This is a genomic window from Natroniella acetigena (genome assembly GCF_023227745.1).
Classification (GTDB): Bacteria; Bacillota; Halanaerobiia; order Halobacteroidales; family Halobacteroidaceae; genus Natroniella; species Natroniella acetigena.
This window is the reverse complement of the sequence record NZ_JALKBX010000054.1, coordinates 1-18,665: the sequence shown is the minus strand read 5'-3', so window position 1 is coordinate 18,665 and position 18,665 is coordinate 1. Positions and strand designations below refer to the sequence as shown.

Sequence of the window (18,665 nt, the reverse complement as noted above, 5' to 3'; positions counted from 1 at the left end):
GCTCAGTTGGTAGAGCGAGTGGCTGTTAACCACTTTGTCGTAGGTTCGAGTCCTACTCGGGGAGCCATTTTATTTTATAATACCTTTGTGGGTGTTTTTTTATTTTAAAATCATATTAAGAAAGTAGGAAAAAAGATGATAGCTAGAAATTTATCTAAACTGAATAAAGAATTTGCAAAATGAATCAAAGTTATGATATATTATTAATTAGTTTGAACTAATTAAAGTGATTTAAATGATTTCATTATTAAGGTTATAAATATTAATAAAGAGGTGGGTTAATAGTGGAGATTAAGTTAATCAATATTGGATTTGGTAATATTGTTGCTGCTAATCGAATTATTGCAATTGTAAGTCCGGAGTCTGCACCTATTAAAAGAATTATTCAAGATGCTCGTGATCGTGGGATGTTAATTGATGCTACATATGGAAGAAGAACTAGAGCAGTTGTAGTTGCTGATAGTGATCATATTATTTTGTCTGCTGTACAACCTGAAACAGTTTCACAACGATTAACTGATGATGATTAATGATATTTTAGTGGAGGAGGTACTTCTTAGAATAAAATGAAATATAAAAAAGAAAGTAGCAAAGGAAATTTGATAGTTTTGTCTGGTCCTTCCGCAGTAGGAAAAGGCACAGTGTTGAGTGCTTTATTAGAAGAGTATAAGGATATTTATTATTCTGTATCTGCTACTACTAGAGAAGCAAGAGCAGGAGAAGAAAATGGAGTAGATTATTTTTTTATGTCTACAAAAAAATTTAAATCTTTGATCAAAAAAAATGAATTTATTGAATGGGCCAAAGTGCATAATAATTATTACGGGACTCCTAAAAAATATGTTGAAGAGACTTTAGCAAATGGTCGAGATGTTATTTTGGAAATAGATATTCAAGGAGCTAAACAAGTAAAAGAATGTTTTGAAGAGGGGATCTTTGTATTTTTAGCTCCTCCATCATTAGATGAGTTAGAATCTAGAATTTATGGTCGAGGAACAGAGAGTAAAAAAGCAATTGAAACAAGATTAGAAAATGCTAATCAAGAGTTAAAGCAGGTTGAAGAATATGACTACTTAATTATTAATGATCAAGTAAAGAATGCTGTAAAAAAGTTAAAAGCAATAATTATAGCTGAAAAATGTAAAGTATAATATTAAATTTTAAGGATTATAAATGAGTACTCCCAGCTTAAAGAAAATATTGGAAGACAAAATGTTTAGTTATAGGATGTTTTGCAAATGTTGATGGGTTTAATGTTTTGAATGTGTAATTTTGAATTTCCTAAAATTGTACACTAAAACGGGGGGCAGAGAAAATTAGTTATCTGCGAAGCACTGTAGTGATAGGCTTAAATTTAGCAAATGGTTTTTATTACGGAAAGTCTAATAAGATTTGTAGGGAGAATACTACTATAAAATAAAGAGGAGAGGTAGAGATGCTAGCACGTCCAGAAATGAAAGATATATTAGAAAAGTGTGATTCAGTTTTTACTGCAGTTGTAGTTTCTTCTAAACGGGCAAGGGTTTTAAAAGATAGAGAAGAAGAACTGTTAGATGAATATAAGGGTTCTAAAGAGGTTTCAAAGGCTTTAGAGGAAATTGTAGCTGGAAAAGTAAAACCTAAGATGGAGGAGTAATCTTAAGTCTAATAATAAGGTGATGATATAGATATGTTGAAAGATAAAACAATTGTTATAGGGGTTACTGGAGGGATAGCTGCTTATAAATCTGTTGAAGTAGTAAGCAGGTTAAAAAAATTGGGAGCTAATGTGCATGTAATTATGACTGAAGCTGCCACTAAATTTGTTCAACCACTTACATTTCGTTCATTAAGCCATAATCCTGTAATTGTTGATATGTTTGCTGAACTTCAATCATGGGATGTTGAACATATCTCTTTAGCTGAGAAAGCCGATATGTTTTTAGTTGTTCCGGCAACTGCTAATCTGATTGGTAAAGTGGCTAACGGGATTGCAGATGATATGTTAACGACAACAATAATGGCTACTACAGCAAAAGTGATTTTTTCACCTGCAATGAATGTAAATATGTATCAAAACTCAATTGTTCAAAAAAATATTGTAAGATTAAAAGAAGAAGGTTATCGATTTATTGAGCCAGATAAAGGTTATTTAGCTTGTGGAACTGAAGGAAAAGGTAGATTACCTGCTCCTGAGGAGATCGTTACTAGTGCTATAGCTTATTTATTAAGTTCATTTGATTTAGTAGGAAAGAAGGTTTTAGTTACAGCAGGAGGAACGCAAGAAGACTTAGATCCAGTTAGATATTTAGGAAATCGCTCATCAGGAAAGATGGGATATGCTTTGGCTAAAGTTGCTAAGGCTAGAGGAGCAGAAGTTACTTTGATTTCTGCTCCTACGAAGCTAAATAAGCCTTCTGGGGTAAATATAATTAATGTTAGAACTGCTGCTGAGATGTGTCAGCAGGTTTTTAAGTATCAAGCAGAGCAAGATATAATTATTATGGCAGCAGCAGTGGCGGATTACACTCCTCAATCTATTGCTAAAAACAAGATCAAAAAAAGTAATAATTTAACTTTAGAATTAAAAAGAACAACAGATATATTAGCAGAATTGGGTAATAGTAATGGAGAACAAATTTTAGTTGGGTTTGCTGCTGAGTCAGATAATTTAATTGAAAATGCTCAGCAAAAATTAAAGAGGAAAGTGGTTGATTTTATTGTGGCTAATAACATCAGGGCTGAAGATACAGGTTTTGCTTCTGATTTTAATCAAGTTGTAATCATAAGCAAAGATGATCAAATTGAAGTGGCTAAAGCTACTAAGTTAGAGATTGCAGATAGGATCTTTTCAGAGGTTGTTAAAATTTTAGATTAAGGAGTGATAGAGTGGATAAGATTAAAGTGGAGAGTTTTAGCCTTGATCATACTAAAGTAGATGCTCCCTATGTGAGGAAAGCAGGAAAGATAACTACTCCGCGAGGAGATATTATTCAAAAGTATGATTTGAGGTTAGTTCAGCCGAATCAAGGGTCAATTCCTACTGGAGCTTTGCATACTTTAGAACATTTATTAGCTACTTATATACGAGAAGAGATGGCTGATGTGGTTGATATTTCACCAATGGGATGTAGAACTGGCTTTTATTTAATCAAAATTGGTAAACTTGCAATAGAAGAGGTAGAAGAAGTATTAATTATTGCTTTAGAAAAGGTAGTAGAAGCTAATTTAGGGGATATTCCAGCGACTACGGCTAAAGAGTGTGGAAATTATCGTGATCATTCCCTATTTGGAGCACAGGAGTATGCTAAGAGAGTTTTAAAAGAATTTGATAAGTAAAAGGATTAATCCACTCAGTTACTGAGTGGATTTTATGTATAGTAATGATTAAAAATAATAAATTAGGTAGTTATATTCAAATATTAAGACAGATAAATGTTTATTAGAAAAATTGACAATTTGACAAAAAATAGTTCATATGTTACTATAATAAAGAATAGACTATCTTAATTGTATTGTTTAGTTATAATCACTAGAATTGCATTAAGAAATAGTTCATTTATTAAGTGAAAAGTCAAGGTAAGGTAGGAATATTTTACTCATTTATTAAAATATTTAAGGACAATCTTTGATCATATCTTCACACAATATTAATTTAATAGGCAAGAAATAGCGATCTTAAAGGTCAAATTTCTTTATCCATAATGGAGGGGGGGGATTTTTTAAGCTGTATTGTGAAATTTAACACTTGGCTTTTTTGATTTAAGTTTTTGCAATACTAGTGAGTTGCAATTAAAGATAAGAAAGGAGTTAAGAAAATGAGTGTGACAATAAGTGAAGAAGTTGATATGAGAAGTAAAACTAAAAGATGGATATATATTCCTTTAGGGCTATTAATATTTATGTGTATGGGGACAATATATTCTTGGAGTGTTTTTAGAAGACCTGCGGAGGATTTATTAAATATTAGTGCTACTCAAAGTGGATTGCCTTATATGGTTTTCTTAGTTTTTTATGCTATTATGGTGCCAATAGCAGGTGGATTTATAGATAAGTACGGACCAAAAATAGTAACTATGGTAGGAGGGAGTTTGATTGGTCTTGGTTGGTTTTTATCAAGTTTTGCAACAAGTATAACTTACTTAACAATAACTTATGGTGTGATTGCTGGAGCAGGAGTAGGTATAGCTTATGGTGCTCCTATGGCAGTAGCTGCTAAATGGTTTCCGGAAAAGCAAGGTTTTGCGGTTGGTCTTACTTTAGCAGGATTTGGGCTTTCTCCTTTTGTAACTGCTCCTCTAGCAAACTGGTTAATTAATTCATATGGTCTATTTCAGGCATTTAGATTTTTGGGAATAGCCTTTGGTATAATTATTACAATTTTAGCTTTACCTTTAAAGTTTCCGCAACGCACTTTAGAAAATAAGGACGATAATTTAGTAGATAAGGATTCTTTAGATTTGGATGTTAAGGGTATGATCAAGACTAAATCTTTTTATGGATTATGGCTCTGTTATATTGTGGGGGCCTTGATAGGTTTAATGGCTATTGCTATTTCAAGTCCAGTAGCAGAAGAGGTTATTAATTTAGATTCTCAAACTGCTGCTTTTATGGTTTCTTTATTTGCTATCTTTAATGGAATAGGAAGGCCGATTTTTGGTTGGCTTACAGATGAATTTGGCCCTACTTATTCTGCTATATTATCTTACATATTAATAATTTTGGCTTCTGTTTTAATGTTAAATGTTCAAGAAGGTTCTATAGTTTTATATGGTATAGCTTTTAGTGCTTTGTGGCTAACTCTTGGTGGTTGGTTAGCAATTGCTCCAGCATCTACGGCAATTCTTTTTGGTGATAAGAATTATAGTAAAAATTATGGGATTGTCTTTACTGCTTATGGTTTAGGAGCAGTCTTAGGAAATCTAATTTCAGGTAATTTAAGAGATATGTTGGGAAGTTATATCTATACTTTCTATCCTGTAATTATTTTAGCTGTTTTAGGGATATTAATAGCACTCTTTTTATTAAAAAATTCTAAGGGAAGATAAGAAATAAAAAAAGACTTGCATATGCAAGTCTTTTTTTATTTCTTATCTTCTGTAAGCTGCTACAGATAATACATTATCTACTGTATCAAAATCTAAATCTTCATTTCTTGTTTCTTCAATAATAGTTGGTAGAGCTTCAACAGTTGGTGCTAAACTATTTCCTTTTCCGGTAGCAGAATGTAATAGAATGATGCTACCTGGATTAATTCCTGGTAATGTATTATCAAGTAATTCTTCCTTACTGTCAACCTTCCAATCGAATGAATCAACAGACCAGTTAACTACTTTATAATTTAAGTCGGCTGCTTGATTTACTACCCTACTTGAAGCAAAACCATAAGGTGGTCGTAAAAGATTAGTCTTACGGTTGATGATCCGTTCGATTGCTTCTTCTGTCTTCAGTATTTCTTCAGTGATTGTATCATTATTTAATAAATTCAAATTTGGATGTGACCAGGAGTGATTCCCAATAACATGATCTTCCTTAAAAATCCTCTCAACTATATGAGGATATTGTTCTACATTTTTTCCTTCTAAAAAGAAGGTTGCTTTAACATTATATTCCTTTAGTATATCTAAGATTTGTGGTGTGTATTTACTATCTGGGCCATCATCAAATGTTAGTGCTACTTTATCAGCACCACGATAATAGATCTTTGGCTCTTTTCGTTCTTTTAGTTCGGCGGATACAGCTCCTTCTCGGCTTAGCCAGTTAGTTGGTGAATATCTTGTTTTAGCATTAGAACTACTTAAGCTTTCTTCATCTAATATTTGTTCCTTGTCATTAGTTTGATTTTGATAATTATCAAAATCAGAGCTAGAATCAGTATTACTAGAAGGTAGATTTAATCTATCTCCAGGATAAATTAAATTCTGATTACTAATGTTATTAATGCTAGTTAAAGTAGAAATAGTAGTATCGTATTTTCTAGCAATTGTGAATAATGAATCTCCTTCTCTAATAGTGTGAGTTTGATTAGCATAGCTAATGTTAATGGAAACTATGCTCAGTAATAGTGTAACAACTAGTAAGATTATTAGATTATTTTTTGACTGGATCAATTATTGTACCTCCTTAGAAAGTATACTTTTAGATTTAGAATAGCATAACTTATAGAAGTTCTCAAGTTGTAAATAATGGGTGCGGTAGCTGGTGATTAGTAATTAGTGATTGGTAAAATTAAAAACTTAAATCAAAATCACTCTAAACTTGCGAACATAAGGCATTTCAGAGGTCTTAATTTTTTAAGGTTTTGATCTTAACTGTAAACTGTTCACTGTACACTGTCAACTCAATTATGTGTCACTTTGTGACACATAATTGTAATTAAACTGCAGTTGATATTGACAGAAATTATTCAGTGTGTTAAACTTATAGTAATTGTAAAAAATATAATAACTGTAGTGCATCAAGAGTAGTGGAGGGACAGGCCCTATGAAACTCGGCAACCACCTTGAAAGAGGAACAGGTGCTAATTCCTGCAAGGATAACCTTGGGAGATGTAGAAATTAAGAATCATCTCTCCTATGAGGAGGGATTTTTTGTTATTATGTGATATATTTTAATGTTAGAAAACTGAAATATATAATTTTACTGTTTAACTATTAAAGGAGGAAGAAATATGTCTAAAAAATACTTATTAACATCTGAGTCAGTTACTGAAGGGCATCCAGATAAGGTTGCTGATCAAATTTCGGATGCTGTATTGGATGAAATTCTAGCCCAAGATCCTCAAGCACGAGTAGCTTGTGAAACTAGTGTGACGACGGGAATGATTTTAATAGCAGGTGAGATATCTACAGATTGTTATGTGGATATCCCTAAAATTGCACGTGAAAAAGTAAAAGAAATTGGTTATACAAGGGCCAAATATGGATTTGATGGTGATACATGTGCTGTATTAACTTCAATTGATGAGCAGTCACCTGATATTGCTCAAGGGGTAGATGAAGCATTAGAAGTTAAGGAAGGTGAAGAAAAGGAAGAAATCGGAGCAGGAGATCAAGGGATTATGTTTGGATATGCTACTGATGAGACTGAAGAGATGATGCCCTTGCCAATCACTTTAGCACATAAATTAGCACAGAGATTGGCTGAGGTAAGAAAAGAAGGAATTTTGGACTATATCAGACCTGATGGTAAGACCCAGGTAACTGTCGAATATGAAGATGATAAACCTGTTAGAATTGATGCTGTTGTTGTATCTACTCAGCATGATCCTGAAGTTAGTTTACAACAGATTAGAGAAGATATAATCGAACATATTATTAAGGAAGTAATTGATCCTGAATTTTTGGATGAGAAGAGTACATATTATATTAATCCAACGGGACGTTTTGTTATTGGAGGACCTCAAGGAGATGCAGGATTGACAGGAAGAAAGATAATTGTAGATACCTATGGAGGGGTAGCCCGCCATGGTGGAGGAGCTTTTTCTGGTAAAGATGCAACTAAAGTAGATCGTTCTGCAGCTTATGCTGCTCGTTATGTAGCTAAAAATGTTGTCGCAGCAGGTTTAGCCGATAGGTGTGAAGTTCAACTATCTTATGCTATCGGAGTAGCTCAGCCTGTTTCAATTATGGTTGATACTTTCGGAACTGCTAAAGTTGATGAAATAAAAATAGAAGAATTAATTAGGGAAAATTTTGATTTGCGACCAAGTAAGATTATTGAAACTTTAGAATTGAGTGAACCAGGGTATAGTCAGGTGGCAGCCTATGGACATTTTGGTAGGAATGATTTAGAGCTTTCGTGGGAGCGAACCGATAAAGCTGATAGTTTACGACAAGAAGCAGGATTATAGATTAGATTTATTAAAGCAAGGGTTTTAAAATCTTTGAGTAATTTTAATTATACTGTTAATAATAAAAATGGAGGTGACCCCAATGGGAAATATTATGTCCGATGAAACTAAGTATGAGTTAGCAGAGGAGTTAGGATTTGCTGATAAGGTGAAGGACGGCGATTGGGGAAATATAACCACCAGAGAAGCTGGGTCATTGGTTAAGAGAGCAGTAGAGAAGACAGAAAAATCATTGGCCCAGCAAGAAGAGTAGGGAGTTAACTCCCTACTCTTCTCTTTGTAAATTATATGATTTGCAAATAAGATTTTAATGATTTTAATTGTCAATTGTATATTGTAAATTATCAATTGATATAATAGAGGTGATAAATTTGGTACTTAAAATAAAACGTGATAAATTAATTAAAGAAGGGCTCTGTGATCACTGCTTGGGAAGGCAGTTTGCGAAATTGGGCTATGGTCTTGAAAATTATGAGCGGGGTGCAATATTAAGGCATAATGAAGAAGTTAGTGAGAATGATTTTATTAAAGATAATGTACCACAAGATGCTGAACTTGGTGGAGAGTGTTCTTTATGCCAAGGGGTATTTGAGAAGATAGAGGATTATGTTAACTTGGTCAATGAAGCATTGAAGCCATATCAATTAAATAGTATCTTAGTTGGAGTTTCTTTACCACAGCAGATGAAAGAAGATGAGAAGGAGTTATGGGCCAATCATGGTAGTCAAGATGCAGAGTTACTTAAATCAGAATTAAATCGTTTGATCGGTAAGCAGGTACTAAGAAAGCTCAATGTAGGGGTTGATTTTGAGCGTCCTGATATCAGTCCAGTAATTGATATTGGCAATGAAAGGGTAGAATTGCAGATTAGTTCACTTTTGCTCTATGGTAAATATAATAAATATGTTCGTGGCATATCACAGACAAAATGGTTTTATGATAGAAAGGTGAAGTCGGTAGAAGAGATTGTGGCTCAACCAGCGATTGAAGTTTCTGAGGCTGAGGGGGTTAAATTTCATGGGGCAGGAAGGGAAGATATTGATGTTAGATGTTTTGGAAAGAGAGAGTTTGTCTTAGAGTTGACCAGACCTAAGAAGAGAAATCTTGATTTGCAAGAATTAGAGAGAAAAATTAATACTTATCAAGAGCAAGTTGAAGTTTTTGAGTTAGAATTTAGTAATAAAGGAACGGTTAAGGACTTAAAGGCAAAAAGAGTTGCAAAGCTTTATAAAGCTTTAGTTACAACATCTCAAGAGGTTGCTCCAGATAAGTTGATTAAGTTAAAAGAGCTTAGTGGTATAATTAAACAACGTACTCCACAGCGGGTTAACCATCGTAGAACCGATATGGTTAGGCAGCGAGAAATTTATAAATTAGAAGCGGAATTACTGACTGCTAACAAGCTAGAATTAATAATTAAAGCTGAAGCAGGAGCTTATATTAAGGAGTTGATCTCCAGTGATGATGGTCGAACAGAGCCTAGTGTTGCTGAGTTGTTAGAGTGTTCAGCTGAATGTGAGAGATTAGATGTGATCGGAATAGATAATTAAATTTATATTTTTAAGCTAGATTTGGGTACTATAAGAGTAAGAATGATATGATAGGAGGAGTTAAATGGATAAGCAAGGTTTAGCAACTAGAGATGAGATTGCAGAAGAGTTCAAATGGGACTTAACAGCTATTTATGAAAGTGATCAAGAGTGGGAAGAAGAGTTTAATCAAGTAGTAAGTAGGATATCTGAGATTGAAGCCTTTCAAGGAGAGTTGGCAGAGTCAGCTGATAAATTATTAGCTGGTTTAGAATTGAGTACTGAGTTGAACCGTTCATTAGGAAAATTATATACATATGCTAATCGTAAAAGTGATGAGGATACAGCGAACAGTAAATATCAAGCTTTACTAGCTAAAGTACAAGGGTTGCAGAATCAATTGGCCAGTGCTACTTCATTTATGGTTCCTGAAATCTTACAATTACCGACTGAAAAGTTAGAATCATTTGTGGAAGAAGAGGAAGGGCTACAGCTTTATCAGCAGAATTTAGATGATATTATGAGAAGGAAAGAACACTTCTTATCGCCAGAGGAAGAGCGGATTATTGCTTTGGCAGGAGAAGTAGCTCAAGGGCCAGAGAATATCTTTGGGATGCTCAATAATGCTGATCTAGATTTTCCAACTATTGAAGATGAGACTGGGGAGCAGGTTCAGGTTACCCATGGGCGTTTTATTGAGTTATTAAAGAGGGATAATAGGGAGGTAAGAAAATCAGCCTTTGAAGCTTACTATAATCTATATCAGAACCAAGAAAATACTCTAGCAGCAACCTTGAGTACCAATATTAAAAAGGATCTCTTCTATATGCGAGCTAGAAATTATTCAAGTTCCCTAGAAGCCTCATTAGATGGTGATAATATTCCAGTTGAGGTTTATGATAATCTTTTGCAGACTGTAGAGGATAATTTAGATTACATGCATGATTATATGGAGCTAAGAAAGAGGACATTACCTATAGATGAACTTCATATGTATGATTTATATACTCCGTTAGTTAAGGATGTGGAGATGAAGGTTGAATATGAAGAAGCTAAAGAGATTATTTTGCAGGCTTTTGAGCCTTTAGGAGCAGAGTATGTAAAGGTTGTTGAAGAGGCATTTGAAGATAACTGGATTGATGTTTATGAAAATAAAGGGAAACGCAGTGGTGCTTATTCTGCTTCAGCTTATGATGCTCATCCTTATATCTTGTTAAATTATACTGATCAGATTGATGATCTATTTACGTTGGCCCATGAGTTAGGGCATGCTTTACATTCGTATTATTCTAACGAGAATCAACCTTATATTTATGCTAATTATAGTATTTTTGTAGCAGAGGTTGCTTCGACAGTTAATGAAGCTTTATTAATGAACTACTTACTAGAGACTACTGAGGATGAAGAGAAACGGAAGTATATTTTAAATCATTATTTGGAGCAATTTAGAGGTACAGTCTATCGTCAAACTATGTTTGCTAACTTTGAAAAGTTGATTCATCAGCAAGCAGAAGAAGGTCAAGCGTTGACATCAGATTTATTATCAGAGTTATATTATGATTTAAATCAGAAATATTATGGAAAGCAGGTTGTAGTTGATGATCAGATTGCTATTGAATGGGCCAGAATTCCTCATTTTTATTACAATTTTTATGTCTATCAATATGCTACCGGTTTTTCTGCTGCAGTTGCTTTATCTCAACAGATTTTAGAGCAAGGAGAGGAAGCTGTTAATAGATATTTAGAGTTTTTAAAGGGTGGTAGCTCTGATTATCCACTCAATCTATTGCAGCAAGCTGGAGTCGATATGAAATCTTCTGAGCCGATTGAGAAGTCATTAACAGTCTTTTCAGATTTGATTCAGGAGATGGAGCAATTAATTTAAGACTTGTAGAGGCAGATCTTAAATATTTAAGATCTGTCTTTTTTTTCTTGCTTAGGAAATTATGCTTTTCAGGGGTTGTGGATAATTTTTATTTTTAATGGTTTGCTTAACCTTAGACTTAGCCTTAGACTATGACCGGAGGTCATTTTTTTCTAAAGGTGATATTTTTATTAAGTCCCATAAATTAAATTTTAAGGGGTTAAATTACTAGAGGATTTGGCTATTAGTTCTAGAAGATTATATTAATCGAACTAATTAAATAGAGAATTGATGGAGGAGTAGTTATGAAAAAATTTGCAGTTGTTATTGTCTTAATAGTCTTAGTAATTTCACCTACGCAAGCGCTGGCTAGAGGATTTGAGGTGGTTGGCGGAAGTACTTATAATACCTTTTTACTCTCTTTATCTGTTGATGGGGAGGATGTTTTGATTGGAGATGGGGTTAAGGAAAGGCTAGAGGATGGAGTCGGTTTTTATGCTGGAGGAAGGTACTGGCTGAATGAACGGTTGGGAATTGAGGTAGGAGTTGACCAAGCAGCTAGTAGTTATGAGGATTCAAACTCTGACTCTATCTTTGCGATTGAAGAGAAGTTGGTTGGCCCGTATGCTGGATTGAAATATCGCTTAAATGATAAATTTCATTTAGAAGCGGGAGCTGTTAATTATTCCTATCAGCAAAGTCAAATTGAGATTTATCAAGATTTAGAAGAGTTTAATGAAGTTTCTGCTACAGGTGAAGGTTTAGGTTTTTTAGTAGGAGGGGAATATAGTTATTCAATTAGGGATAATTTATCTTTAATTAGTAGCTTTAATCATCGAATTATAACAATTGATATCAATCAAGCCTATGATTATGAAGAGAGTAAGTTGGTTGATGTAGAAGAAGAAAAATTGAATATGGGTGGTTTAAGGGTTAGTGCTGGTATTAGTTATGATTTTTAAAAAATTAATAATTTAATATTAAATTAAGGGAGGGTTGTCTAGACAACCCTCCCTTAATTTGAATAAAAATAAATGTTTTGGTATAATTCAGAATAAGCCATTTAGATTACAGTTTATCATTTTATAATCTAGTATTGGTATTAACTAATTTCAAATAAATGATAAAGGTGCTTTCCAAATAAGGCAACTATAGAGCAAATATTGTAGAAATTCTTTTTATAGTAAGAAAACTCATAAAAATTATTCTGAAAATTGTGAAAAGATATAATTTCTTTATTAATATGAGCATCACTACCAAAAGTAGCAAGTTTATCTTCTTTTTTTCTCAGTTTTTGAGCAATTAAATTTCTGTTTTTAGGGATGGCATGGTTATATATCTCTAATGCATCTACTTCTTGTAGAACACCTTTAATATAGGATTTATTTTTAAGATAGTTTTTTTGAGCTATGCCGGCAATATGGGGAATAGAAATAAATGAATTATATTGTTTTGCTTCTTCAAGATAAAATTGGTACATTTTTTCAGTCCGTGTGATTTTATACTTATTTTTAAATGGTTCTACACTATTGATATAAAAATCTTCTAGTTCTTGGGCGGTATCGAAGTAAATTAAGAATTCAAAACTATCTTTACAGCCGATTTCTATTCCAGGAACGACATTTAAGTTTTTAGTTGTACATAATTTAAGATTGTTTTTGATTGAATTATGATCAGTGATTGATATCAAATGGGGAACATTTTTTAAAAAATCTTTTATAAATTTAGGTTTAATCAGACCATCACTATCTTCAGTATGAATATGAAGGTCAATATACTGTAGTGAAGTTTCAGGTGAAAATTTATCGAAAAAAGCAGGCAAATTATTAGCACTTATCATTAGATTACTCCTTTACTTATACTTATTAATTTATAAAGCTATTATATCAACAAGAGAAGTACTTTACAAATTGCATAGAGAAATAAGTTTTTAATTTATGGGTTTGAGGTATTAGTTTTCAAGTGGAAAATATTTTATTTAAAATTATAATTTAATGGGGTAATATAATGATGGTTTTAATCTATTTAAAAATTTATTATGGTGCTAGTTTTGAACCGTGGGAGTGGGTTTTGGCTACAGGGATTTATGTTGAAGATATTGGAGGTAGATTATGGGAGATAATAGGGAGAGTTCAGAAGGTTAAGAAAGGAAATGGATTTATAGTTGTTGCTGAAGAGATTAGATAATTAGCTGAAAATAATGAATAATTATTAAATGGAGCAGATAATATTGATAATATGTCTGAAGGAATAGCAGAATCTTGACAGCAGTTAGTAAGCATGACTAATAAATTACAGAGTTTAATAGAATAGTTCAAGGTACAAGTTTACAAGAATTAAGGAGTTCCCTAGGGAACTCCTTGATTTTTTAATTAGCCAGTTCTAAATTTTGTTTACTAGCTTTTGTTATAAAATACTGATGAACTGTTAAATCCTGATCCAATTCTGGGTGAAAAGATGTAACAAGTAAATTATCTTGTTCAGCAGCTACAATCTTTCCTTCTAATTGCAATAAGGTTTCAACTTCACTCCCAACATTTGTGATAAAAGGTGCTCTAATAAAGGTTAAAGGAACTTTTTTATCAGAGATTTTAGGAATAACTTCTGTAGTTTTAAAACTATCAAGTTGGTTACCATAAGCATTACGTTTAACGGTAATATCCATTAGATTGAGATGGCTATCTTCTTGCTCTTCGATATCTTTAGCTAGTAGGATCATACCTGCACAGGTTCCCCAGATAGGAAACCCTGAGTTAGCTTTTTTAATAATGATCTCTTTTAACTCAAAGATGTTAAGTAATTTACCTATCGTTGTGCTTTCACCACCAGGTAAGATTAAGCCATCTAAACCTTCAAATTCTTCTTTCTTTTTAACAGCAAGAGGAGTAACCCCTGGAATTTCTTCCAGAAGTTTCAAGTGTTCTGCAACTCCTCCTTGTAATGATAAGACTCCGATTTTAATCATAATTAGATCACTCTCTTTATATAATAGTCAACAATTTTTCTTACCAACCACGATGAGCTAGTTTTTCTTCTTGTGGTAATGTATCGATATTGATTCCTACCATTGCTTCTCCGATATTTTCAGATACTTCAGCAATAACAGTAGGGTCGTCATATTGAGCAGTAGCTTTGACGATAGCTTTAGCTCTTTTTTCTGGGTTACCAGATTTGAAGACACCAGAACCGACAAATACCCCATCACAACCAAGTTGCATCATTAAAGCAGCATCAGCTGGAGTAGCTACTCCTCCTGCAGCAAAGTTGACTACTGGTAATTTACCATGTTCAGCTACATATTTAACTAAATCAAAAGGAGCTCTCATCTCTTTAGCAGCGGCCATTAATTCTCCACTATCCATAGTAGTTAATCTTCTGATTTGAGCGTTGACTGTTCTCATATGTCTGACTGCTTCTACTACATTACCTGTACCTGCTTCACCTTTGGTTCTAATCATGCCAGCTCCTTCGCCAATCCTACGTAAAGCTTCACCTAGATTTGTTGCTCCACAAACAAAAGGAACTTTAAATTCTGATTTGTCGATGTGATTATCTTCATCAGCAGGAGTCAATACTTCACTTTCATCTATGTAATCTACTCCTAATGCCTCTAGTACTTGAGCTTCTACAAAGTGACCGATTCGTACTTTGGCCATTACAGGTATAGAAACAGCTTTGATAATTTCTTTGATCATTGCTGGATCCGAAGCTCGAGATACACCACCTTCTTTGCGGATATCAGCTGGAACTCTCTCTAAAGCCATAACTGCAACTGCTCCAGATTCTTCAGCAATTCTTGCTTCTTCTGGATCAGTTACATCCATAATTACTCCACCCTTTAACATTTGAGCTAAGTTTTTGTTCAATTCATCTCGTTCAGTCATTATTCTGCCTCCTTTTTAGAAATCTTTACAAATGGTTAAAATTAAGCTATAATAAATGTATGGGTATAATGTTAAAAAAAATAGAAAAGTGTACCCATGACCTATTATCACAAATAAATAGTGTGTTGTCAAGAGGGGTACAATAATTTTGTGGTCGGGTACAATTAAACTCTAAGTCTAAGTTTAAGCAAAGAGCTAAAACATTATCTTTTTAATGGTTGACTTAGTTTAAATCTTAGCCTTAAACTCAAGCTAAATATCAATTCAGTTTAAAACTAACAATAAACGGGGTGTAAATAATGATTAAAGAGATACAGTTAGAAAAGGAATTAACTAAACCGTTGTATTTGCAATTATATAGTCAAATTAAAGGTTTAATTGAAGAAGGAAAGCTACAAGCTCATGATAAATTACCTTCAATTAGAAAGTTAGCTAAAGGGTTACAAGTTAATACTGTAACTGTTGTTAATGGCTATAATGTATTAGAAGAGGAAGGTTTAGTTTATAAAAAAGTAGGCAGTGGTACTTTTATTATGCCTAATGAGCAAATTAAAGATAAAATTATCCCTGGTGAGGGCCAAGCAGATGATTCAGAGTTGAAGAAGGAGGATGAGGAGGTTATTAATTTTGGAACAGTTGCTCCCAGTCCCAGTCTGTTTCCAATTCAGGCTTTTAAACGATTATTAAATCAGGTACTTGATCGTGATCAAGGTTATGCTTTTGGTTATCAAAAAAGTCAAGGTTATTTACCGTTGCGGGAATCAATTGCTCAATATGTAGAAAATTATCAAATAGAGATTGGCGCTGAGCAGATTCAGATCGTTTCTGGAGCTCAACAAGGGCTTGATGTGTTAGCTAAGACATTTTTAGATTATGGTGATACTGTTTTTGTAGAACGACCTACTTATCCTGGTGCTATTTCAGCATTTAAGTCAAGAAAGGTAGAGCTAATAGATATTCCACTTGAAAAAGATGGTTTGAATTTAGAAGAATTAGAGGTGCTGTTGAAGCGTTATAAACCGAAGTTTCTTTATTTAATGCCTAATTTTCAAAACCCAACGGGCTATAGCTATTCTTTAAAGAAGAAGAAAGAATTATTGAAGCTGGCTGACCAATATGAGTTGTTAATTATTGAAGATGATTGTGTCAGTGATTTAAATTATCTGGGACAACCCCGTAAGTCTCTAAAAGCTTTGGATACCGAGGATAAGGTGGTTTATCTCAAGAGTTTTTCTAAGCTCTATATGCCAGGGTTGAGGTTGGCTTTTATGATTATTCCATCCAGTTATTGTGAAGATATCTTAGTGTCAAAGTATTTATCCGATATTTTTACTGATGGATTGGTACAGCGAGTCTTGGATCTCTACCTTCGTAGGGAAGATTGGCAAGAGCAGTTAAATTGTCTAAAAGAAAAGTATAGTCAGCGCTATCAAGTAATGATTACTGCTTTGAAAGAATATTTACCGCCAAATGTTGATTATATAGAACCAGAAGGTGGACTTAATTTGTGGTTGAAGTTACCTCAACAGGTTTCTGCTACTAAGTTACATAAGGTATTACGTAAAGATGGGGTTAACATTGCTCCTGGAGCATTATTCTATCATACTAAGCCTCATAAAAATAGAATTAGATTAAGTATTGCAGCAGTTACTTGCCAACAAATTGAAGAAGGAATCCAGCAGTTAGGACAGAGAATCAGAGAGGAGTTAAAAGAAGAGGGGGATTATAGGTTTGATGAATCAATGATGCCTTTAGTTTAGTCTTTAGATTGTTGTTGATCAATTTTAAGTATAAGCTCAACAGCATCTTCTAATGTTTCTAAAGAATAATCGGCTGCTGGATATTTGGCCCCTAATTTGATTGTAGTACATCCTACTTGATTACCAGCTTCAATATCAGAGTTACGGTCGCCAACTAGATAGGACTTCTTAAGCTCAATATTATATTTATCAGCAAGTTCAAGAACCATACCGGGTTTTGGTTTGCGGCACTTACAGTCTGATTTGAAGTGGGGGCAGTAAGCAATATCATCTATAGTCGCTTCTTTTAGTTGTAATTGTTCGATTAGATGTTGGTGAATCTCTTCTAAATCTTGTGCAGTAAAATAGCCTGACTCAATGCCTCCTTGATTAGTGACGACATAAACTTTAAAGTCAGTTTCGTTTAGCTTTTTGATAGAACTGGCAGTCCAAGGATATAATATTAAATCTTTTGCTTGGTTAACAGGTTGCTCATATTTATTAATCACTCCATCACGATCTAAAAAAACAGCTTTAGTCATATTTTTCCCTCCTCATCTTTAATATTTTCGTAATATTTATCTGTTATGCAGGTAGTATTTAATTTATCTTTATTCAATTTCTTCCCCTCCAATCTATAATTTCTGTTGTATGAAGCATATTATGAACCATTATAAAATATGATACTTAGTTACACGTTATAGTTGAAATGTTAACATTTTCTTAATAATTATCTGTTATACTAGTTATTAGCGATAGAGATGATTATTACTGCATTATTTTGGAATCGATTACACATTATATCAATTAACTGAAAGAGGTGCTCTAAATGGGCCAAGAGAAGATATTGATTGATTATGATCGGTTGCGAGAAGTAATTATAAATCTATTGAGTAATGCTATCAAATATACTGCTGATGATGGTCAGATTGAAATTGAAGTAGTTAATCAAAAAGAGCAGGTAGAAGTCAGTGTGAGTGATGATGGAATTGGGATACCAGATGATGAGTTGCCTTATATTTGGGAGAGATTTCATCAAGTAGATAGAGTAAGAAACCCTGACTCCGAAGGTACAGGATTAGGATTAGCAATTGTCAAAGAGATTATAGAAGGATTAGGTGGAGAAGTGAAGGTAGAGAGCCAAGAGGGAGTTGGCAGTAAATTCAGTTTCAAAATAAATAAAAGAGGACCTTTTGGGGTCGTTTTTTATTGTTTAGGAAATTATGTTTTTTTGCATACTGTGGATATTTTTTTGCTAACTTTGGGTAGTATATTATAATGGGAGAAAGGATGATAAATATGTCTCTAGGATTTAATAGTAATCCAGATTTTAATTTGGATGAATTGGTAACAAAGGAGCAGATTATTGGTCAACCTATCCAAGTAGCTGATATGTTATTGGTTCCAGTTAGTGATTTGATTATTGGAGCAGGTATGGGTGTTGGAAACAAGTTGCAAGTAGAAGGTGGGGGCGGAGGAGTTTATTTAATGCCGAAAGCGATTATTATAATTAAGTCTGATCAAGAGGTATCTTTATTACCTATGGCAATCAATGAAGATGCTGAAGAAATCGAGGAGTTAGTACCGAAGGTGTTAGGAGAGGTTGAGGAGTTAATTGAGAAGGAGTAAGATAAATTAGATAAATAGCTTATATGTGTTAGAACTAAGTTTAAGTTCAAGTTTAAGTCTGAGTAATAGCTAAACCTTTATGTTTTTAATGGTTGGGCAACCTCAATCTTAGCCTTAAACTTAAGCTGTTGTGTTATGTTAATAATAGGAAATTGTTAACTTGTACTTCACCTTGTTTTTTGGTATAAT

At 33.4% G+C, this 18,665-nt stretch carries 20 protein-coding genes and 1 riboswitch; of the genes, 15 read left to right on the top strand and 5 right to left on the bottom strand.

Features of this window, described 5'->3' with window-relative positions; all coding sequences use genetic code 11:
• The first annotated feature begins 284 nt into the window (after positions 1 to 284).
• The 6 genes from remA (at position 285) to MWH25_RS10520 (ending at position 5,027) form a co-directional block, all read left to right on the top strand.
• A complete protein-coding gene (gene remA / locus MWH25_RS10545; protein ID WP_248627612.1) occupies positions 285 to 530 on the top strand; it encodes an extracellular matrix/biofilm regulator RemA in 246 nt (81 codons plus the stop codon).
• Between the two features lie 36 nt (positions 531 to 566).
• Positions 567 to 1,151, top strand: a complete 585-nt coding sequence (gene gmk, locus MWH25_RS10540; protein ID WP_248627611.1) for a guanylate kinase — start codon at positions 567 to 569, stop codon at positions 1,149 to 1,151.
• Between the two features lie 284 nt (positions 1,152 to 1,435).
• On the top strand, positions 1,436 to 1,636 hold the full coding sequence (gene rpoZ / locus MWH25_RS10535; protein WP_248627610.1) for a DNA-directed RNA polymerase subunit omega: 201 nt from the start codon (positions 1,436 to 1,438) through the stop codon (positions 1,634 to 1,636).
• A gap of 33 nt (positions 1,637 to 1,669) precedes the next feature.
• Positions 1,670 to 2,857, top strand: a complete 1,188-nt coding sequence (gene coaBC / locus MWH25_RS10530) for a bifunctional phosphopantothenoylcysteine decarboxylase/phosphopantothenate--cysteine ligase CoaBC (protein WP_248627609.1) — start codon at positions 1,670 to 1,672, stop codon at positions 2,855 to 2,857.
• 11 nt (positions 2,858 to 2,868) lie between these two features.
• A complete protein-coding gene (locus tag MWH25_RS10525; protein ID WP_248627608.1) occupies positions 2,869 to 3,318 on the top strand; it encodes an S-ribosylhomocysteine lyase in 450 nt (149 codons plus the stop codon).
• Positions 3,319 to 3,797: 479 nt separating this feature from the next.
• Positions 3,798 to 5,027, top strand: a complete 1,230-nt coding sequence (locus MWH25_RS10520) for an L-lactate MFS transporter (protein WP_248627607.1) — start codon at positions 3,798 to 3,800, stop codon at positions 5,025 to 5,027.
• A gap of 42 nt (positions 5,028 to 5,069) precedes the next feature.
• On the opposite strand, the gene MWH25_RS10515 is transcribed toward MWH25_RS10520, so the two are convergent.
• Positions 5,070 to 6,089, bottom strand: coding sequence for a polysaccharide deacetylase family protein (locus tag MWH25_RS10515; RefSeq protein WP_248627606.1), 1,020 nt, complete (start codon positions 6,087 to 6,089; stop codon positions 5,070 to 5,072).
• A gap of 341 nt (positions 6,090 to 6,430) precedes the next feature.
• Positions 6,431 to 6,534, top strand: a riboswitch (SAM riboswitch).
• Positions 6,535 to 6,649: 115 nt separating this feature from the next.
• Between MWH25_RS10515 and metK the strand changes: the two genes are divergently transcribed.
• The 5 genes from metK (at position 6,650) to MWH25_RS10490 (ending at position 12,186) form a co-directional block, all read left to right on the top strand.
• Positions 6,650 to 7,831 (top strand): methionine adenosyltransferase, encoded by a 1,182-nt coding sequence (metK, locus tag MWH25_RS10510; protein ID WP_248627605.1) that lies wholly within the window; start codon positions 6,650 to 6,652, stop codon positions 7,829 to 7,831.
• Between the two features lie 82 nt (positions 7,832 to 7,913).
• Positions 7,914 to 8,084, top strand: coding sequence for a small, acid-soluble spore protein, alpha/beta type (locus MWH25_RS10505; RefSeq protein WP_248627604.1), 171 nt, complete (start codon positions 7,914 to 7,916; stop codon positions 8,082 to 8,084).
• A 118-nt stretch (positions 8,085 to 8,202) separates the two neighbouring features.
• Positions 8,203 to 9,381 (top strand): tRNA pseudouridine(54/55) synthase Pus10, encoded by a 1,179-nt coding sequence (locus MWH25_RS10500; RefSeq protein ID WP_248627603.1) that lies wholly within the window; start codon positions 8,203 to 8,205, stop codon positions 9,379 to 9,381.
• Positions 9,382 to 9,445: 64 nt separating this feature from the next.
• Entirely contained in the window at positions 9,446 to 11,245 is a 1,800-nt protein-coding gene (gene pepF, locus MWH25_RS10495) for an oligoendopeptidase F (protein ID WP_248627602.1), read from the top strand.
• A gap of 284 nt (positions 11,246 to 11,529) precedes the next feature.
• Positions 11,530 to 12,186, top strand: a complete 657-nt coding sequence (locus MWH25_RS10490) for an outer membrane beta-barrel protein (RefSeq protein WP_248627601.1) — start codon at positions 11,530 to 11,532, stop codon at positions 12,184 to 12,186.
• A gap of 140 nt (positions 12,187 to 12,326) precedes the next feature.
• Here the strand turns inward: MWH25_RS10490 and MWH25_RS10485 are convergent, their stop codons facing one another.
• Positions 12,327 to 13,064, bottom strand: coding sequence for a PHP domain-containing protein (locus tag MWH25_RS10485; RefSeq protein ID WP_248627600.1), 738 nt, complete (start codon positions 13,062 to 13,064; stop codon positions 12,327 to 12,329).
• Positions 13,065 to 13,231: 167 nt separating this feature from the next.
• On the opposite strand from MWH25_RS10485, the gene MWH25_RS10480 reads away from it, so the two are divergent.
• Complete coding sequence (locus MWH25_RS10480) at positions 13,232 to 13,411, top strand: cache domain-containing protein (protein ID WP_248627599.1); 180 nt, start codon at positions 13,232 to 13,234, stop codon at positions 13,409 to 13,411.
• Between the two features lie 181 nt (positions 13,412 to 13,592).
• Here the strand turns inward: MWH25_RS10480 and pdxT are convergent, their stop codons facing one another.
• Both pdxT and pdxS read right to left on the bottom strand, forming a co-directional pair.
• Positions 13,593 to 14,189 (bottom strand): pyridoxal 5'-phosphate synthase glutaminase subunit PdxT, encoded by a 597-nt coding sequence (gene pdxT, locus MWH25_RS10475; protein WP_282706948.1) that lies wholly within the window; start codon positions 14,187 to 14,189, stop codon positions 13,593 to 13,595.
• A gap of 40 nt (positions 14,190 to 14,229) precedes the next feature.
• Positions 14,230 to 15,108 (bottom strand): pyridoxal 5'-phosphate synthase lyase subunit PdxS, encoded by an 879-nt coding sequence (gene pdxS / locus MWH25_RS10470; protein ID WP_248627598.1) that lies wholly within the window; start codon positions 15,106 to 15,108, stop codon positions 14,230 to 14,232.
• A gap of 299 nt (positions 15,109 to 15,407) precedes the next feature.
• Here pdxS and pdxR point away from each other — a divergent pair, with 299 nt between their 5' ends.
• Positions 15,408 to 16,868, top strand: coding sequence for a MocR-like pyridoxine biosynthesis transcription factor PdxR (gene pdxR / locus MWH25_RS10465; protein ID WP_248627597.1), 1,461 nt, complete (start codon positions 15,408 to 15,410; stop codon positions 16,866 to 16,868).
• Here the strand turns inward: pdxR and MWH25_RS10460 are convergent.
• Entirely contained in the window at positions 16,865 to 17,389 is a 525-nt protein-coding gene (locus tag MWH25_RS10460; RefSeq protein WP_248627596.1) for a D-glycero-alpha-D-manno-heptose-1,7-bisphosphate 7-phosphatase, read from the bottom strand. The two genes, pdxR and MWH25_RS10460, sit on opposite strands and share 4 nt — an antisense overlap.
• A gap of 287 nt (positions 17,390 to 17,676) precedes the next feature.
• On the opposite strand from MWH25_RS10460, the gene MWH25_RS10455 reads away from it, so the two are divergent.
• Together MWH25_RS10455 and MWH25_RS10450 are read left to right on the top strand one after the other, a co-directional pair.
• The gene (locus tag MWH25_RS10455; RefSeq protein ID WP_248627595.1) at positions 17,677 to 18,126 is read left to right on the top strand and encodes a sensor histidine kinase; all 450 of its coding nucleotides are present in this window, start codon (positions 17,677 to 17,679) and stop codon (positions 18,124 to 18,126) included.
• A gap of 20 nt (positions 18,127 to 18,146) precedes the next feature.
• On the top strand, positions 18,147 to 18,476 hold the full coding sequence (locus MWH25_RS10450) for a GerW family sporulation protein (protein ID WP_248627594.1): 330 nt from the start codon (positions 18,147 to 18,149) through the stop codon (positions 18,474 to 18,476).
• Positions 18,477 to 18,665: the final 189 nt, after the last annotated feature.